This is a genomic window from Brevundimonas sp. (genome assembly GCF_046299595.1).
GTDB lineage: Bacteria > Pseudomonadota > Alphaproteobacteria > Caulobacterales > Caulobacteraceae > Brevundimonas.
Map to the genome: position 1 here is coordinate 1,174,155 of NZ_JBKBHQ010000001.1, position 16,994 is coordinate 1,191,148.

At 68.3% G+C, this 16,994-nt stretch carries 15 protein-coding genes; 8 read left to right on the forward strand and 7 right to left on the reverse strand.

What is annotated here, in order from left to right:
• Positions 1 to 7: 7 nt before the first annotated feature.
• From ptsP to prfA, 5 genes are all read left to right on the forward strand, one after another.
• A complete protein-coding gene (ptsP, locus tag ACK4E3_RS05885) occupies positions 8 to 2,272 on the forward strand; it encodes a phosphoenolpyruvate--protein phosphotransferase (RefSeq protein ID WP_409697700.1) in 2,265 nt (754 codons plus the stop codon).
• 186 nt (positions 2,273 to 2,458) lie between these two features.
• Complete coding sequence (locus tag ACK4E3_RS05890) at positions 2,459 to 3,598, forward strand: helix-turn-helix domain-containing protein (protein WP_409697703.1); 1,140 nt, start codon at positions 2,459 to 2,461, stop codon at positions 3,596 to 3,598.
• Between the two features lie 71 nt (positions 3,599 to 3,669).
• On the forward strand, positions 3,670 to 4,803 hold the full coding sequence (gene ispG, locus ACK4E3_RS05895; RefSeq protein WP_409697706.1) for a flavodoxin-dependent (E)-4-hydroxy-3-methylbut-2-enyl-diphosphate synthase: 1,134 nt from the start codon (positions 3,670 to 3,672) through the stop codon (positions 4,801 to 4,803).
• Complete coding sequence (locus ACK4E3_RS05900) at positions 4,800 to 5,390, forward strand: glutathione S-transferase N-terminal domain-containing protein (RefSeq protein ID WP_409697709.1); 591 nt, start codon at positions 4,800 to 4,802, stop codon at positions 5,388 to 5,390. Before ispG ends, ACK4E3_RS05900 begins: the two co-directional genes overlap by 4 nt.
• Before the next feature lie 85 nt (positions 5,391 to 5,475).
• Positions 5,476 to 6,543 (forward strand): peptide chain release factor 1, encoded by a 1,068-nt coding sequence (prfA, locus tag ACK4E3_RS05905; protein ID WP_409697712.1) that lies wholly within the window; start codon positions 5,476 to 5,478, stop codon positions 6,541 to 6,543.
• Here prfA and ACK4E3_RS05910 read toward each other — a convergent pair.
• From ACK4E3_RS05910 to ACK4E3_RS05935, 6 genes are all read right to left on the reverse strand, one after another.
• Positions 6,540 to 6,809 carry an ATP synthase F1 subunit epsilon gene (locus tag ACK4E3_RS05910; protein ID WP_409697715.1) on the reverse strand — a complete coding sequence of 90 codons (270 nt, stop codon included), beginning with the start codon at positions 6,807 to 6,809 and terminating at the stop codon, positions 6,540 to 6,542. The genes prfA and ACK4E3_RS05910 overlap by 4 nt on opposite strands.
• 2 nt (positions 6,810 to 6,811) lie before the next feature.
• A complete protein-coding gene (locus ACK4E3_RS05915) occupies positions 6,812 to 7,357 on the reverse strand; it encodes a hypothetical protein (RefSeq protein WP_409697718.1) in 546 nt (181 codons plus the stop codon).
• Entirely contained in the window at positions 7,357 to 8,925 is a 1,569-nt protein-coding gene (atpD, locus tag ACK4E3_RS05920) for a F0F1 ATP synthase subunit beta (protein ID WP_409697721.1), read from the reverse strand. The genes ACK4E3_RS05915 and atpD overlap by 1 nt, the downstream gene beginning before the upstream one ends.
• A gap of 34 nt (positions 8,926 to 8,959) precedes the next feature.
• Positions 8,960 to 9,838: a F0F1 ATP synthase subunit gamma gene (locus ACK4E3_RS05925; protein ID WP_409697724.1), complete on the reverse strand. Its 879-nt coding sequence runs from the start codon at positions 9,836 to 9,838 to the stop codon at positions 8,960 to 8,962.
• A gap of 33 nt (positions 9,839 to 9,871) precedes the next feature.
• On the reverse strand, positions 9,872 to 11,407 hold the full coding sequence (gene atpA, locus ACK4E3_RS05930) for a F0F1 ATP synthase subunit alpha (RefSeq protein ID WP_409697727.1): 1,536 nt from the start codon (positions 11,405 to 11,407) through the stop codon (positions 9,872 to 9,874).
• 95 nt (positions 11,408 to 11,502) lie between these two features.
• Positions 11,503 to 12,057: a F0F1 ATP synthase subunit delta gene (locus tag ACK4E3_RS05935; RefSeq protein WP_409701119.1), complete on the reverse strand. Its 555-nt coding sequence runs from the start codon at positions 12,055 to 12,057 to the stop codon at positions 11,503 to 11,505.
• Between the two features lie 481 nt (positions 12,058 to 12,538).
• On the opposite strand from ACK4E3_RS05935, the gene ACK4E3_RS05940 reads away from it, so the two are divergent.
• Positions 12,539 to 14,044 carry a SulP family inorganic anion transporter gene (locus ACK4E3_RS05940; protein WP_409697730.1) on the forward strand — a complete coding sequence of 502 codons (1,506 nt, stop codon included), beginning with the start codon at positions 12,539 to 12,541 and terminating at the stop codon, positions 14,042 to 14,044.
• A 9-nt stretch (positions 14,045 to 14,053) separates the two neighbouring features.
• A complete protein-coding gene (locus ACK4E3_RS05945; RefSeq protein ID WP_409697732.1) occupies positions 14,054 to 14,914 on the forward strand; it encodes a universal stress protein in 861 nt (286 codons plus the stop codon).
• 33 nt (positions 14,915 to 14,947) lie between these two features.
• Here ACK4E3_RS05945 and ACK4E3_RS05950 read toward each other — a convergent pair whose 3' ends face one another.
• Positions 14,948 to 15,910, reverse strand: a complete 963-nt coding sequence (locus ACK4E3_RS05950; protein ID WP_409697734.1) for a sodium-dependent bicarbonate transport family permease — start codon at positions 15,908 to 15,910, stop codon at positions 14,948 to 14,950.
• A gap of 158 nt (positions 15,911 to 16,068) precedes the next feature.
• On the opposite strand from ACK4E3_RS05950, the gene ACK4E3_RS05955 reads away from it, so the two are divergent.
• On the forward strand, positions 16,069 to 16,920 hold the full coding sequence (locus tag ACK4E3_RS05955) for a LysR family transcriptional regulator (protein WP_409697737.1): 852 nt from the start codon (positions 16,069 to 16,071) through the stop codon (positions 16,918 to 16,920).
• Positions 16,921 to 16,994: the final 74 nt, after the last annotated feature.

Below are 16,994 nucleotides of genomic sequence, written 5' to 3' on the forward strand. Positions count from 1 at the left end.
CTCCCCGATGAGCCCCCTGCCGCCCGCGCGCGTGCCACGGCCGCTGCTGCGCCAGATCCGCGAGGCCATGGCCGATGGCGGCCCGGCCCAGGCGCGGCTGGACCAGACCGTGCGGATCATCGCCGCCTCCATGGTGGCCGAGGTCTGCTCGCTCTATCTGCGCCGCGCCAATGGCGAGATGGAGCTGTTCGCCACCCAGGGCCTGAACCCCGCCGCCGTGCACAAGACGCGCCTTGCGCCCGGCGAGGGGCTGGTGGGCGAGGTGGTGCGCTCGGCCGCGCCCGTCAGCCTGTCGGATGCGCCGTCCCATCCCAGCTTCTCTTACCGGCCCGAGACCGGCGAAGACCCCTATCATGCCTTTCTCGGCGTGCCCCTGCTGCGCGGCGGGCGGCCCATCGGGGTGCTGGTGGTCCAGAACCAGGCCTCTCGCTCCTATGACATCAGCGAGGTCGACGATCTTCAGACCATCGCCATGGTGCTGGCCGAGCTGGTGGCCGGGGGTGAGCTGCTTGGCCCCGAGAGCCTGCTGCGCGATGTAGAGGTGGCGCCGCACCGGCCCGAGACGCTCAAGGGCATCCGCTTTTCCGAAGGCCTCGCCATCGGCCATGTGGTGCTGCACGAGGCCCCCATCGCGCCCGAGCGCCTGCTGTCCGATGATACGGCCACCGAGCTGGTGCGCCTGCAAGACGCCCTGTCCGCCTTGCGCGACGGGCTCGATGCCATGCTGGAGGGCAGTCACGGCCTGGCCGGTCCGTCCTTCGAGGTGCTCGAGACCTACAGGATGTTCGCCGATGATCGCGGCTGGGTGCGCTCACTCGAAGAAGCCGTGCGCGGCGGTCTGACCGCCGAGGCCGCCGTGGACCGGGTGCGCTCGGGCCACCGCGCGCGCTTTGCGGCCGCCCGCGATCCCTATCTGAAGGAGCGCCTGCACGACCTCGAGGATCTGGCCAACCGCGTGCTGCGCATCCTCGCGGGCGAAAAGCCCGGCGCGCGCAGGCTGCCCGACGATGCGATCCTTGTGGCGCGCAACCTCGGTCCTGCGGACCTGCTGGAGTATCCGCGCGAGCATCTGAAGGGCCTGCTGCTGGAGGAAGGCTCGCCTGCCGCCCACGCCGCCATCGTGGCGCGGGCCTTGCAGATTCCCTGCGTCGGTCGCCTGACCGGCCTGCGCGACCGCCTGTCCGAGGGCGACCTGCTGGTGGTCGATGCCGAGGTGGGCGAGGCTTACTTGCGCCCGCGCGCCGACGTGCTGGAGGCGGTGCGCGCGCGCATCACCGTGCGCGAGCAGCGCCGCGCCGAGTTCGCGGCCCTGAAGGACACGCCTGCCGTCACGCTGGACGGCCAGCGCATCACCCTGCTCGCCAATGCCGGGCTCGCCGTCGATCTGGAGCTGCTCGACGAGACGGGTGCCGAGGGCATCGGCCTGTTCCGCACCGAGTTCCAGTTCATGGTTTCCGAGGAGCTGCCGCGCCTCGATGCCCAGACCGCGCTCTATCGCCGGGTCATGGAGACGGCGGGCACGCGCCCCGTCACCTTCCGCACCCTCGACATCGGCGGTGACAAGGTGCTGCCCTATCTGGACACCGAGCGCGAGGAAAACCCCGCACTGGGACGGCGCGCCATTCGCCTGGGGCTGGACCGGCCCGCCCTGCTGCGCCTTCAGCTACGCGCGCTTCTGGCCGCCTCGGCAGGGCGCGAGCTGAACATCATGTTCCCCATGATCGCCACGGTCGAGGAGTTCCGCGCCGCACGCGAGCTGGTCGATGTGGAGTGCAACTGGGCCAACCGGCGCGGGCGCACCCTGCCCTCGCGCCTGCGCGTCGGGGCCATGATCGAGGTGCCCGCCCTGCTGTGGCACCTCGATGCCCTGCTGCCCCTGACCGATTTCGTCTCGGTCGGCACCAACGACCTGATGCAGTATCTGCACGCGGCGGACCGCACCAATCCGCTGGTCGCCGAGCGTTACGACCCGCTCGCTCCGGCCAGCCTGCGGGCCCTGTCGCGCATCCAGCAGGCCTGCGAGGAGAGCCGCACGCCCGTGTCCGTGTGCGGAGAGATGGCCGGGCGTCCGCTGGAAGCCTTCGCCCTGCTGGCGCTGGGCTATACGCGCCTGTCGGCTCCGGCCAGTGGCGTGGGGCCGGTGCGGCGCATGATCCTGTCGCTCGACGTGGCTGCCGCGCGCCAGGGCCTTGGCACCTTGCTTGGAGCCCCCTCGGCATCCATCCGTGACGAGATCGTCTCTCTGGCGCGGAAATTGAATGTGGCGCTCTAGCCTGTCCCGAAACGGGTTCGGGCGCTCGCTCACACTTAACGAAACATTGCTTTCGCCATGGCCATGGGTTATCCACAGGATCGTTCGAGCACGCCTTCGGGGGAGGGCGCTGGCCGTGATAGGTCGCTGTCACCCGAAAGTTTCGAGTTTCTGAGTTCTGGTCATACGCGTACGGGGGCAGGCGCCATGACGCCGCTGGATACCGGCCATAATCCGGATCTGTTCACTCCAGCCGACAGCTGGCAGGGCGCGCGCACGCCGCAGCCGCCGCTGTCCATCATGGACTATGAGACACTCGGCCAGGGCCTGCGCCACAGCCGCGAAGCGCTGGGCCGCTCGCTCGCCGACATGGTGGCCGCCACCTGCATTCCCGCGCGCTATCTGACCGCGCTTGAGGGCGACGATGCGGCGGCCATGCCCTCGCGCGCCTTTGCCATCGGTCATCTCAAGACCTATGCCCGCGCGCTGGGTCTCGACGAGCATCTGGCGGTCGAGCGCTTCAAGGCCGAGGTGCCCCTGCAATCGGAGGCTCTGCGCGCCCCCACGGGCACCGAGGTGAGCGAGGTGCGCCGCCGCTCGCCCCTGTGGTTCGCCGTTGCCGGCGTGATCGTGGCCGCCGTGGCCGGCTGGAACGTCTATCAGCACGTCTCGAACCTGCCTGATCCGCGCCCCACCACCATCGTCGAGACGCCCGAGACCTGGTCGCTGGGTCAGGTGCCCGGCGTCACCCGCCTCAGCGCGCCCACGCCCGCGCCGCGCGATCAGACCATTCCCGCCCTCTACATCACCCCCGGTCTTGAAGAAGCCCTTGCGCCTTTCGCGGAAACCGCCGCCGTCGGCGAGACCGCGCGCGACGACGCGCCCGTGCAGGCCGCCTTCAACCCGCGCGGCGCCATCTATGGGGCCGAGCCGCGCTCCAGCTATCTAACCATTCAGGCGCGCCGCCCGGCCAGCCTCGTCGTGCGCATGAACGACGGGCGCGTGCTGTTCGCCCGTCAGCTCGCTACCGGAGAGGCTTACCGTGCCCCGCGCAATGCCGCTGCCGTCATCGACGTGTCGGACCCGGGCGCCTTCGACCTTTATCTGAACGGTGAGCACGCCGGTCGCCTCACGGCGGCCCTGACGCCTCTGGCCCCGCTGAACACGCGCGGCGAGCAGCAGTCCCGCCAGGCCGCTGCCGAGGTCGCCGCCGAGGCCGAACGCGCCCGCGTCGCCCTTCAGGCCGAGGCCGCGCCTGCGGCTCCGGCCGCCGCCGCTCCGGCCGCCGCACCCGCCACCTCCGGCCCGATCTCCTACGCCGAGGCCCTGCGTCGCGACGCCGACTAGGGTGCGCTGTCGGTGACGCAGGTGCGCGCCCACGCTGGCCGCGCGCGCACAATCGGACTATCTGATTGCCCATGAGCGCATCGCACATCGGTCACGTCCGCCCCTGGCGCCACATCGAGCGCCGCCGCTCGCGCCAGATCCGCGTCGGGTCGGTTCTGGTGGGCGGGGATGCGCCCATTTCGGTGCAGTCCATGACCAACACGCCCACCTCGGACGCGCGCGCCACCCTCGACCAGATCAGGGCGCTGGAGGAAGCGGGGGCCGACATCGTGCGCGTGTCCTGCCCCGACGAGGACTCCACCGCGGCCTTCCGCACCATCGCGCGCGAGGCGAAGGTGCCTCTGGTCGCGGACATCCACTTTCACTACCGGCGCGGCATCGAGGCCGCCGAGGCGGGCGCGGCGTGCCTGCGTATCAATCCGGGCAATATCGGCTCACCCGACCGGGTGCGCGAGGTGATCAGCGCGGCGCGGGCCAACGGCTGTTCCATGCGCATCGGCGTCAATGCCGGCTCGCTGGAGCGCGACCTGCTGGAAAGGTATGGCGAGCCGTGCCCCGAAGCCATGGTCGAGAGCGCCCTTGGCCATGCCCGCATCCTTCAGGACCACGACTTTCACGAGTTCAAGATTTCGGTGAAGGCGTCCGATCCCTTCCTGACCGTGGCGGCCTATCAGCAGCTCGCCGAGGCCATCGACTGCCCGCTGCATCTGGGCGTGACCGAGGCGGGGCCGCAGCGCATCGGCACCATCAAGTCGTCCATAGGCTTGGGCGCCCTCCTGTGGGCGGGGATCGGCGACACCATCCGCGTCAGTCTCGCCGCCGATCCGGTCGAGGAGGTGCGCGTGGGCTTCGACATCCTCAAGTCGCTGGGGCTGAGGGCGCGCGGCGTCAACATCATCGCCTGCCCGTCCTGCGCGCGGCAGGGCTTTGACGTGATCGAGACGGTGGCCACGCTGGAGGCGCGGCTGGCGCACATCACCACGCCCATGTCGCTGTCGATCATCGGCTGTGTGGTCAACGGGCCGGGCGAGGCGCTGTTCACCGACATCGGCTTTACCGGCGGAGGCAAGGGCGCGGGCATGGTCTATGTCGCCGGTCGCCCCGATCACAAGCAGGACAATGCGGGCATGGTCGAGCACATCGTGGCTCTGGTCGAGGCGCGCGCCGCCGAGATCGAGCGCGAGAAACAGGAGCAGGCCGCATGACGACACTGCTGATCACACCGCCCTCGCCCTATGCGCGCAAAGTGCGCATCGTCGCGCGCGAGAAGGGGCTTCGCCTCGAAGAGCGCGTCGTCGATCCTTACGGCTCGGACCCCGATCTGGTCGCCGTGCACCCGCTGGCCCAGGTGCCGGCCCTGCTGCTGGACGATGGCACGGGCCTGATCGACAGTCCGCTGATCGCGCGCTTTCTCGACGAACAGGGCTCCGGCCCTTCCCTCTATGGCGAGGGTATGCAGCGCCACGGCATCGCCCAGCACGAGGCCCTCGCCAATGGCGCGCTGGAAATGGGCGTCAAGTGGCTGCTGGAAAAGCGCCGCCCCGAAAGCGAGCGCTCTGCCCACTGGATGAGCCGCTGGCATCACAATCTGCTGGCCACCCTTGATCGCCTTGAGGTGCTGGCGCGTCAGGATCAGGCCTTTCATGCAGGTTCCCTGACCACGGTGGTCGCCCTCACATGGCTCGACTTCCGCCACCCGGACGTGGACTGGCGCACCACACGCCCGGCGCTTGAGGCCCTGCAAGGCCTGCTGGAAGCGCGCGACAGCTTCCGCGAGACCCGCCCCGCCTGAGGCGCGTGCGGCGCGGGCCTTCTCAAGCGCGGCCTTGCGGGCTAGACAGCCCCTCCCTTCGCCAGCCATTGCGAGTTTTTCCCGCGTGCGACTGCCCCAGGCCCGTCTCGATCAGGTGCTCGACCGCTTCCATGAGGTCGAGGCGCGCATGAGCGCCGCCAGCGATGGCGCCGAGATCGTGCGCCTGTCGCGCGAGCACGCGGAACTCAAGCCCGTGGCCGACGCCGTGATGAGCCTCGCGCGCGCGCGCCGGGAGCTGGAGGAGCTGGGCGAGCTTCAGGCCGACCCCGAAATGGCCGAGATGGCCCGCGCCGAGATCGAGGCCCTGAAAGAGCGCCTGCCCGAGATCGAGCGCGAGGTCGCCCTGATGCTGGCCCCGCGCGATGCGGACGAGAACGCCTCGGCGGTGATCGAGGTGCGCGCAGGCACCGGCGGGGACGAGGCGGCGCTGTTCGCGGGCGACCTGTTCCGGATGTATTCGCGCTATGCCAGCGCGCGCGGCTGGCGCGTCGAGATCGACAGCGTGTCAGAGGGCGAGGCCGGCGGCTACAAGGAAGTCATCGCCACCATCACCGGCCACGGCGTGTTCGGGCGGCTCAAGTTCGAGAGCGGCGTGCACCGCGTGCAGCGCGTGCCCGTGACCGAGGCGGGCGGGCGCATCCACACCTCGGCCGCCACCGTCGCCGTCCTGCCCGAGGTCGAGGACGTCGAGATCGAGATCCGCGACGCCGACATCCGCGTGGACACCTATCGCTCGTCGGGCGCGGGCGGCCAGCACGTCAACAAGACCGACTCGGCGGTGCGCATCACCCACCTGCCCACGGGCATCGTCGTGACCAGCTCCGAGAAGTCCCAGCACGTCAACCGGGACAAGGCGATGAAGAACCTGCGCATCCGGCTGTATGACCTGCAACGCCAGGAAAAGGATCAGGCCCGCGCCGCCGCGCGCAAGAGCCAGGTCGGCTCGGGCGACCGCTCGGAGCGCATCCGCACCTACAACTTCCCGCAAGGGCGCGTGACCGACCACCGCATCGGCCTGACGCTGCACAGCCTGCCCCAGATTCTGGAAGGCGAGCTTGATCCGGTGCTGGATGCCCTGATCGCCGAGGATCAGGCCGCGCGCCTCGCCGACCTCGAGGCCGAGCTGGCTTAAGGCTGCACGCGCTCGCTGGCTTCCTCGGCCAGTATGGTCAGGCCCTCGGGCGTGACGTCGGCAAAGCCGCCGCGCACGTCGAAGATGCGGCGCGCATTGCCGTCATGCACCGTGACCGCGCCTTCGCGAAGCGCGGTCATGAAGGGCGCGTGATGAGGCAGAACGCCGAAGTCGCCCTCGACGCCCGGCGCATCGACCTGATCCACCAGGCCCGAGAAGACCTCGCGCTCGGGCGAGACGAGGGAGAAGTTCAGTTTGCCGGTCATGCTCAGTTACCCTTGGCACCCATTGCGACGATCACCGTCACTTCGAAGTTTTCAGGTCCGTTCCCATTCAACGCAAAGATCGGCACCAGATCGGACTGCTCGTCGATAAGACCATAAAGAGCGTGATGACCTTCCGGCGTGTTGCGTTCATCCAGCAGCATGGCACCGGGACGATCTAGAATCTCTGCCCGCAGTCTCTCCAGGATGTCCGTTGAGGGCTCGATGAGGGGGGCTTGAACAAAGCAGCTGTGGTCGCCCGGCGATAAATCGACAATCACAGCGGAATGCCTGTGAATGCGACCGGCAAAGATTCTCTGACCACCGGTAACAATCACATCGCGGCGCACATCAACCCACTCGTCTCCGGCAGGATCGATCGAGTAAGGAACGATTGCCTGCCCCAGTACGCGCTCGGCACAAAAGCCCAAGACAGCCTCGCGAAACACTCGAGGTGTTTCCTCGGGATCAAAACGCGCTGCTTGGGCTGCGGCCGCTCCTGCGCAAAGTGAAGCGGCCATCATCGCCGGGATGAAGACCGCAGCCTTCATCACGCGGCTTCCGCTGCCAGCTTCTGGGCCTTCTCGACCGCTTCCTCGATGGTGCCGACCATGTAGAAGGCCGCTTCGGGAAGGTGGTCGTATTCGCCCTCGCAGATGGCCTTGAACGAGCGGATCGTGTCGGCCAGCTCGACGAACTTGCCGGGCTGGTTGGTGAACTGCTCGGCCACGAAGAACGGCTGGGACAGGAAGCGCTGGATCTTGCGCGCGCGGGCCACGACCAGCTTGTCCTCTTCGGACAGCTCGTCCATGCCGAGGATGGCGATGATGTCCTTGAGTGCCTTGTACTGCTGCAGCACTTCCTGGGTCATGCGCGCCACGCGGTAGTGCTCCTCGCCGATCACCAGCGGATCCATGATCCGCGAGGTGGAGTCCAGCGGGTCCACGGCGGGGAAGATGGCCTGGGCGGCGATGTCGCGGCTCAGCACGGTGGTGGCGTCCAGGTGGGCGAACGAGGTGGCAGGCGCCGGATCGGTCAGGTCGTCGGCGGGCACATAGATGGCCTGCACCGAGGTGATCGAGCCCTTGCGGGTCGAGGTGATGCGCTCTTGCAGATTGCCCATCTCGGTCGCCAGGGTCGGCTGATAGCCCACCGCCGAGGGGATGCGGCCCAGCAGGGCCGACACTTCGGAACCGGCCTGGGTAAAGCGGAAGATGTTGTCCACGAACAGCAGCACGTCCTTGCCTTCCTCGTCGCGGAAGTATTCGGCAATGGACAGGCCCGTCAGGGCCACGCGGGCGCGCGCGCCGGGCGGCTCGTTCATCTGGCCATAGACCAGGGCGCACTTGGAGCCTTCGGTCGAGCCGTTGTTCTTGGCCGGGTCCACGTTCACGTTGGACTCGATCATCTCGTGATACAGGTCGTTGCCCTCGCGGGTGCGCTCGCCCACGCCCGCCAGCACCGAATAGCCGCCGTAGGCCTTGGCGATGTTGTTGATCAGTTCCTGCATGGTCACGGTCTTGCCCACGCCCGCGCCGCCGAACAGGCCGATCTTGCCGCCCTTGGTGTAGGGGCACAGCAGGTCGATCACCTTGATGCCGGTGACCAGGATTTCCGAGCTGGTGGACTGCTCCTCGAAGCTCGGCGCCTCCTTGTGGATCGGGCGGTATTCGGTGGTCTGGATCGGGCCGGCCTCGTCGATGGGATCACCCACCACGTTCATGATGCGGCCCAGCGTGCCCGGTCCCACCGGTGCCATGATCGCCTTGCCCGTATCGATGACCGGCTGGCCGCGGGTCAGGCCCTCGGTGGTGTCCATGGCGATGGTGCGCACCATGTTCTCGCCGAGGTGCTGGGCCACTTCGAGCACCAGACGGAAGGGCTCGCCCGTGCGCTGGTCCACGTTCTGGGTCTCCAGCGCGCCGAGGATGGCGGGCAGGTGGCCATCGAACTCGACGTCGACGACGGCGCCGATCACCTGGATGATGCGGCCCGTGGCCACGCCCTCGCTGGTGCGGGCGGCCGCCTTGGGCGCGGCCTTTGCGGCGGCGGGCTTCTTCGCCGCAGGCTTGCGGGCGGCGGGGGCTTTGGCGGCGGTCGTCTTGGTGGCGGTGGCCATGTGTCTGGTTCCGTCTTCGTCGTGAACAGGTGTCTTAGAGCGCTTCGGCGCCCGAGATGATCTCGATCAGTTCCTTGGTGATCTGGGCCTGACGCGATCGGTTGTATTGCAAGGTAAGCGCATTGATGAGGTCGCCGGCGTTGCGCGTGGCGTTGTCCATGGCGCTCATCTGGGCGCCGAAGAAACCGGCCTGGTTCTCATAGAGGGCGGCCAGGATCTGGGTGGTGATCGAGCGCGGCAGCAGGGTCTCGAGGATTTCCTCCTCCGAGGGCTCGTACTCGTAGACCGCGCCGTTCAGGTCCACCGGGGCGGCGTCGCCCTCCACGATGGCCGGGATCAGCTGGCGGCCCGTGGGCACCTGGCTGATGACCGAGCGGAAGCGCGAATAGAACAGCGTCACCACATCCGCGTGCCCGCCCTCGAACTCGGCGGCGATACGCTCGGCGATGGGCTGGGCGGCGGCCAGACCAATGGTCTTGTGGGCCGACAGCTCGAAGGTCTCGAGGATGCGGTCGGGGAAGTTGCGGCGCAGCTGGTCGCGCGACTTGCGGCCCACGGCGAGAATGCGCACGTCCTTGCCCTGGGCGATCAGGCCCTGGATGTGCTCGCGCGCGGCCCGCACCACATTGGTCGAGAACCCGCCCGCAAGGCCCTTGTCGGCGGTGGCGACCACGACCAGATGGCGCTGCGTCTCGCCCGTGCCCACCAGCAGGCGCGGGGCGTCGTCGCCGGACACGCCCTGGGCGAGATTGGCGATGACCGAAGCCATCTTCTCGGCATAGGGACGCGCGGCCATGGCCTGGTCCTGCGCGCGCTTGAGCTTGGCGGCAGCGACCATCTGCATGGCTTTCGTGATCTTCTGCGTGGCCTTCACGCTTCCGATCCGATTGCGCATTTCCTTCAGGCTGGCCATTCGGCTTTCCTCTGTCTCCTGGAGTTCAGCCTATCAGGCGAAGGTCTTGGCGAAGGCGTCGAGGGCGGACTTCAGCTCGGCCTCGATCTCGGGCGTCAGCGCCTTCTTCTCGCGCAGGGCGCTCATCAGGTCGGCGTGGCTGGAGTTCATGCGCGCCAGCAGCTCGCTCTCGAAGCGGCCCACGTCGGCCACGTCGAGGCCATCGAGATAGCCGCGCGTGCCCGCATAGATGGACACCACCTGCTCCTCGACCTTCAGGGGCGCGTACTGGGGCTGCTTGAGCAGCTCCGTCAGGCGCGCGCCGCGCGCCAGCAGGCGCTGGGTGGTGGCATCGAGGTCCGAGCCGAACTTGGCGAAGGCGGCCATCTCGCGATACTGGGCCAGCTCGCCCTTGATGGAACCGGCCACCTGCTTCATCGCCTTCACCTGGGCCGAGGAGCCCACGCGGCTGACCGAGATGCCCACGTTCACGGCCGGGCGGATGCCCTGGTAGAACAGGTCCGTCTCGAGGAAGATCTGGCCGTCGGTGATCGAGATCACATTGGTCGGGATGTAGGCCGACACGTCGTTGGCCTGGGTCTCGATGATCGGCAGGGCGGTCAGCGAGCCCGAGCCATTGTCCGCGTTCAGCTTGGCCGCGCGCTCCAGCAGGCGCGAGTGCAGATAGAACACGTCGCCCGGATAGGCCTCGCGGCCCGGCGGGCGGCGCAGCAGCAGCGACATCTGGCGATAGGCGACCGCCTGCTTGGACAGGTCGTCATAGATGATCAGGGCGTGCATGCCGTTGTCACGGAACCACTCGCCCATGGCACAACCCGCGAAGGGCGCCAGGAACTGCAGGGGCGCGGGCTCGGACGCGGTGGCCGAGACCACGATGGTGTAGTCGAGCGCGCCGTTCTCCTCGAGGGTCTTGACGATCTGGGCGACGGTCGAGCGCTTCTGGCCGATGGCCACATAGATGCAGTAGAGCTTCTCGCTCTCGCTGCCGCTCTCGTTGATCGACTTCTGGTTCAGGATGGTGTCGATGGCCACGGCGGTCTTGCCGGTCTGGCGGTCACCGATGATCAGCTCGCGCTGGCCGCGGCCGATCGGGATCAGGGTGTCGATGGCCTTGAGGCCCGTCTGCATGGGCTCGTGCACCGACTTGCGGGGAATGATGCCCGGCGCCTTCACGTCCACGCGGCGGCGCTCGGCCTCGCCGGTGATCGCGCCCTTGCCGTCGATGGGCTCGCCCAGCGGGTTGACCACGCGGCCCAGCAGGGCCTTGCCCACGGGCACGTCCACGATCTCGCCGAGGCGGCGGACCTCGTCGCCCTCGCCGATGGCGCGGTCGTCGCCGAAGATCACCGCACCGACGTTGTCGCGCTCCAGGTTCAGGGCCATGCCCTTCACCCCGGCCTTGGTGAAGGCGATCATCTCGCCGGCCTGAACGTTGTCGAGGCCGTGGATGCGCGCGATGCCGTCACCCACCGACAGCACCTGGCCGACGTCCGAGACATCGGCCTCGACACCGAAGTTGGCGATCTGGTCTTTCAGGATGGCCGAGATTTCGGCAGCGCGGATATCCATGATGGTCTGGCTCTCTGGCTCTTGGTCCGGCCCTTGGGGACCGGCGGGTTCGATTGTCAGGTCCGGGCAGGCCCGGCAAGGCTGTGCGTGGTCAGTCAGGCGCGCTTGAGCGCGTGTTTCATCTCGTCGAGGCGGGTCTTGAGCGAGGCATCGAACAGGCGCGATCCGACGCGCACGCGAAGCCCGCCCAGAATGGAGGGGTCAACCCGCGTCGACAGCTCGGGCTCGCGGCCCAGCGATCTGGACAGGGTGCCCTTTATGCTGGCGAGCTGGGCACTCGACAGCGCCGTAGCCGAGACGACCTCGGCCGAGACGATGCCCATCTCGCGCGCATAGAGTCTGTCAAAGGCGGCGATCACGGCCTTCAGGGCGTCGGCGCGGCCATTGGTGGCCAGCAGGCCGAGGAACTTCTGCACGCTTGCACCAAGGCCGGCGCGCTGCGCCAGGGCGGTCAGGCCCGCGCGCTTGTCTTCGCTGGAAAAGACCGGCGAGGCGATCAGGTTGCGCAGCTCGGCACTGTCGGCCAGCCAGCCCTTGATGGTGTGCAGATCGCGGCGCACCTGGGCCAGGGCACCCTCGTCCTTGGCCAGGTCGAACAGCGCCTTTGCATAGCGATCACCGACCTGGGTCGTCCTGAAATCGTCTGCCACTGTATCTGCCACTTTATTGGTCCGCACAGAGAATGAGCGTATGTGAATCGGGCGTTGTCTCGCGGCAGGTCCGGCGCAAGCCACACCAGAACCGCCAAAGGCTTGATATGCCTAGAGAAAGCACATGAAGGGCCGCCTCGTCACAAGGCGTCCCGTCTCAGCCGCGCGCCTGTTAGCATGGGCCGCACCGGTCCGCAACCGAGCCCGGCCCGGCGCAGTGCCCGCCTGAGGCCTTGCGGGTCAAAGGGTCGCACGGCCGCCCCTGCACGAACGCCCTTCTGCCCGCTCCGGGCCGCCCCATGATGTTGCGCTGCAAGATGATCCGGGCTAAGGCGGCCGCGCACGTGCTGCCTGCCCTGTCGGGGCGGGTCTAAGCGGTGGCGATTTTGCGCCTTCTCCGCACCCCGGCGTGCAGTCACATACATAGTCAATGCCGCCCCGTCGGCACGCACCGCACCGCGGCGCGCGAGGAATACCGTTCATGAGACTTCAGGCCCTTGATCCCGCACGCCTGCGCGAGACCTGGTTCGGCAATGTGCGCGGCGACCTGCTTTCGGGTCTGGTCGTCGCCCTGGCCCTCATTCCCGAGGCCATTGCCTTTTCGATCATTGCCGGTGTGGACCCGGCGGTGGGCCTTTATGCCTCGTTCGCCATCTGCGTGGTGATCGCCTTTGCGGGCGGGCGGCCCGGCATGATCTCGGCGGCGACGGGGGCCATGGCCCTGCTGATGGTCACCCTGGTGCGCGAGCACGGCCTTCAGTATCTGCTGGCGGCCACGGTCCTGACCGGCGTGCTCCAGATCATCGCGGGCTATCTGAAGCTGGGCGCGCTGATGCGTTTTGTCTCGCGCTCGGTGGTGACGGGCTTCGTCAATGCGCTGGCCATACTGATCTTCCTGGCCCAGATGCCCGAGCTGATCAACATGGGCTGGATGACCTATGCCATGGTCGTGGCGGGGCTGGCCATCATCTATCTGCTGCCGCGCGTGACCCGCGCCGTGCCCTCGCCCCTGGTGGCCATAGTGGGCCTGACGGCGCTCAGCATCGCCATGGGGGCGGACGTGCGGGTGGTGGGCGACATGGGTGCCCTGCCCTCGACCCTGCCGATGTTCCTGCTGCCCGACATCCCGCTCAATCTGGAGACCCTGATGATCATCCTGCCCTATTCGGCGACCCTGGCCGTGGTGGGCCTGCTGGAATCGCTGATGACGGCGACCATCGTGGACGATCTGACCGACACGCCCAGCGACAAGAACCGCGAGTGCCGCGGTCAGGGCCTGTCGAACATCGTGGCCGGCTTCATGGGCGGCATGGCGGGCTGCGCCATGATCGGACAGTCGGTCATCAATGTGAAATCCGGCGGAAGGGGTCGGCTCTCGACCCTGGCTGCGGGGGTGTTCCTGCTGGCCATGATCGTGGCGCTCGGCCCCTGGGTGGCCCAGATCCCCATGCCCGCGCTGGTGGCAGTGATGATCATGGTCGCCATCGGCACCTTCAACTGGGCCTCGATCCGTGACCTGCCGCGCCTGCCGCGCAGCTCCAGCTTCGTGATGCTCTCCACCGTGGTGGTCACCGTCCTGACCCACGACCTGGCCAAGGGCGTGTTCACGGGTGTGCTCTTGTCGGGCATCTTCTTCGCCCAGAAGGTCGCGCGCGTCGTGGCCGTGCGCTCCAGCCTCGAAAGCGCCGCCGCTGCGCCCGGCCACCGCACCTACACCGTGCTGGGGCAGATCTTCTTTGCGTCCGCCGATGCCTTTGTGGCCGGTTTCGACTTCAAGGAAGCGGTCGAGAAGGTGACCATCGACGTCAGCCGCGCGCATTTCTGGGACGTCTCGGCCATCGCCGCGCTCGACAAGGTGATCTTGAAGTTCCGCCGCGAAGGCACGATCGTCGAGGTCGTGGGCCTGAACGAGGCCAGCGCCACCATGGTCGACCGCTTCGCCACCCACGACAAGCCCGGCGCGCTCGAGCGTCTTCTGAGCCACTAGGAGCGCATCATGAACGCGGTCGGCAACAAGGTCATCGCCTGTATCGACACCTCCACCTACGGTGCCAGTGTCTGTGACCACGCCGCCTGGGTCGCGGCGCTGCTGGGGCTGGAGGTCGAGCTTCTGCACGTGCTCGACCGCACGCCCGACGCGGTGCGCACCGATATGTCCGGCAGCATCGGCCTTGGCGCGCAGGATCATCTCATGGAGCGCCTCGTCCGACTGGACGAAGAGCGCGGGCGCCTGCGCATGGAGCGCGGCAGGGCGCTTCTGGGGGCCGCCAGCGAAACCCTCTCTGCGCGCGGGCTGAGCGTCAGCACCCGCCTGCGCCACGGCGGGCTGGTGGACAATGTCACCGAGCTGGAGGGCGAGGCGCGTCTCGTGGTGCTGGGCAAGCGCGGCGAGAACGCCGACTTCGCGCGGCTGCATCTGGGCGGCTCGGTCGAGCAGGTGGTGCGCGCCAGCACCCGGCCCGTGCTGGTCGCCTCGCGCGCCTTCTGCCCCATCGCCCGTGTCGCCCTCGCCTATGACGGCGGTGCCAGCGCGCGCAAGGCCATCACCTTCCTGCTCGGCGAGCCTGCCCTGAAGGGCCTTGAAGTTCATGTTGTCATGGCTGGCGGCACCCGGCCCGAGACCGAAGCGCACATCGGATGGGCGCGCGAGCAGCTGGAGGCCTGGGGCGGCACCTTCCACGTCGCCCTCACCCCCGGCGAGCCCGAGGCCGTGATTACCGACTATATCCGCGAGCGGGATATCGACCTGCTGGCCATGGGTGCCTATGGCCACTCGCCCATCCGCCGGTTCATCGTCGGCAGCACCACCACGGCCATGATCCGCGGCTGTCTCGTGCCGGTGCTGCTGTTCCGCTAGGGCCAGCGACCCGCCGCGCTCACCACAGAGCGCTCACCACAGCACGCCGGCCACGGCCACATAGAGCGGTATGCCCGCCAGCAGGTTGAACGGAAACGTCAGGGCGATGGAGGCGGTCACATAGACGCCCGTGTCGGCCCCCGGCGCGGCCACCTTCATGGCGGCGGGCACGGCGATGTAGGAGGCCGATCCGCACAGGATGGCGAACAGGGCACCGTCCCCGGCCCCGAGGCCCGCCGCGCGCGCCGCCACCATGCCCAGCCCCGCGCACAGCACCGGAAAGGCTATGGCAAAGCCGACCACGCCCGTGCTCAGGCGGCGGCCATCGCTCATGAGGCGGCGCGCGGCCACCAGACCCATCTCCAGCAGGAAGAAGCACAGGGCGCCCTGGAACAGCGGTCCGACAAACACATCGAGGCGCGCCATGCCGCGCTGGCCCGAGATCAGCCCCACCACGAAGCTGCCGATCAGCAGCACGGCGGCAGCGTTGGTGAACACCTCGTGCAGCACCTTGCCCCGGCCCGCGTGCGAGCGGGCGCGCTCGCCGTTCATCAGGATCAGGGCCGTCAGGATGGCGGGAGTCTCCATGATCGCCAGCACCGCCGCCATGTAGCCGCCATAGACCGCGCCGCCTGCATCCAGATGCTGCTGGCCCGCCGCGAACGTCACCACCGAGACCGAGCCATAGGTCGCCGCCATGGCGCACAGGGTCTGGCGGTCCAGCCGCGTGATGCGCTTCAGGATCCCATAGGCCAGCAGAGGCACCAGCGCGCTGAACACCACACCCAGCACGGCGGCCGTTGCGAAATCCGCCGACAGCCCGGCCGCGCGCGCCTCGACCCCGCCTTTGAAGCCGATGCACAGCATCAGATAGAGCGACAGGGCGCGCGTGACCGGCTCTGGCAGGGCCAGGTCCGAGCGCGCAAGGGCGGCGATCATGCCGACCACAAAGAAAAGTATGGCGGGCGAGGTCAGGAATTCGAAGGCGGGGTGCATCGGGCCTCGCTTGGGTCGAGCGATGGGGAGTGCCGCGCGCGGCGGCCATGGGGGGCCATGGGCAGCCATGGGCGTTTTGGGGGCGGCGCTGTTTGAGGCCGCCGCGGCCCCGCTTCAACCTTATTGATCTCATCTAAAAAATAAGCGATGCTTATGCAATGAGACAGCCGATCGACCCCGCCCTGCTGCGCACCTTCCTCACCGTCGCCGAGACCGAGAGCTTTTCGCGCGCCGCCGTCCTGCTGGACCGCACCCAGCCGGCCATGACCCAGCAGGTCCAGAAGCTGGAGGCCCTGCTGGGCTGCACCCTGCTCGAGCGCAGCCGCGCAGGCGTGTTCCTGACCGCCCAGGGCGCGGCCCTCGCGCCCAAGATCAGGCGGCTGTTGGCCATCGAGGAGGAGATCTGGGCGCACCTCGAGGAGACGGGCGTCGAGGGCGATGTGCGGCTAGGTGCGCCCGAGGACATCGCCACCACCTATCTGCCCGGCATCCTCTCCCAGTTCAGCGAGACCCACCCCAAGGTGCGCCTGGCCGTCACCTGCGACTTCACCGCCAACCTGCTGCGCGCCATCGCCGAGGCGCGGCTCGATCTGGCGCTGATCAAGCGCGAGCCCCAGCCAGGCGCGCCCGACACCAATGTCTTTACCGAGCGGCTGGAGTGGGCAGCGCGCAGGCCCGAGGACTTTGCCCTGCGCCCCCTGCCGCTGGTGCTGGCGCCCGCGCCCGATGTCTATCGCAAGCGCGCACTCGAGGCGCTGGACACGGCCTATATTCCCTTTCGCGAGGCTTTCGTATCGCCGTCCCTGTCGGGCCAGATCGCGGCCATGCACGCAGGGCTCGGCGTGGCCGTGATCCCCCAGTCGCTCAAGCCCGCAGGGCTGGCCGCCGCGCGCGACGAACTGCCCGTGCTCGAACCGGTCAGCATCGGCCTGGTGTTCGCCAAGGGCCGCAACAAGGGCCCCGCCGCCCTGCTCGCCCGCGACGTGCGCGACGTCATGAGCCGCCGGTAGGGGCTCTTACTTTGGGGCTTTCACATGGGGGCTTTCACATGGGGGCTTTCACGATATGCGCCGGGGTCCGAACC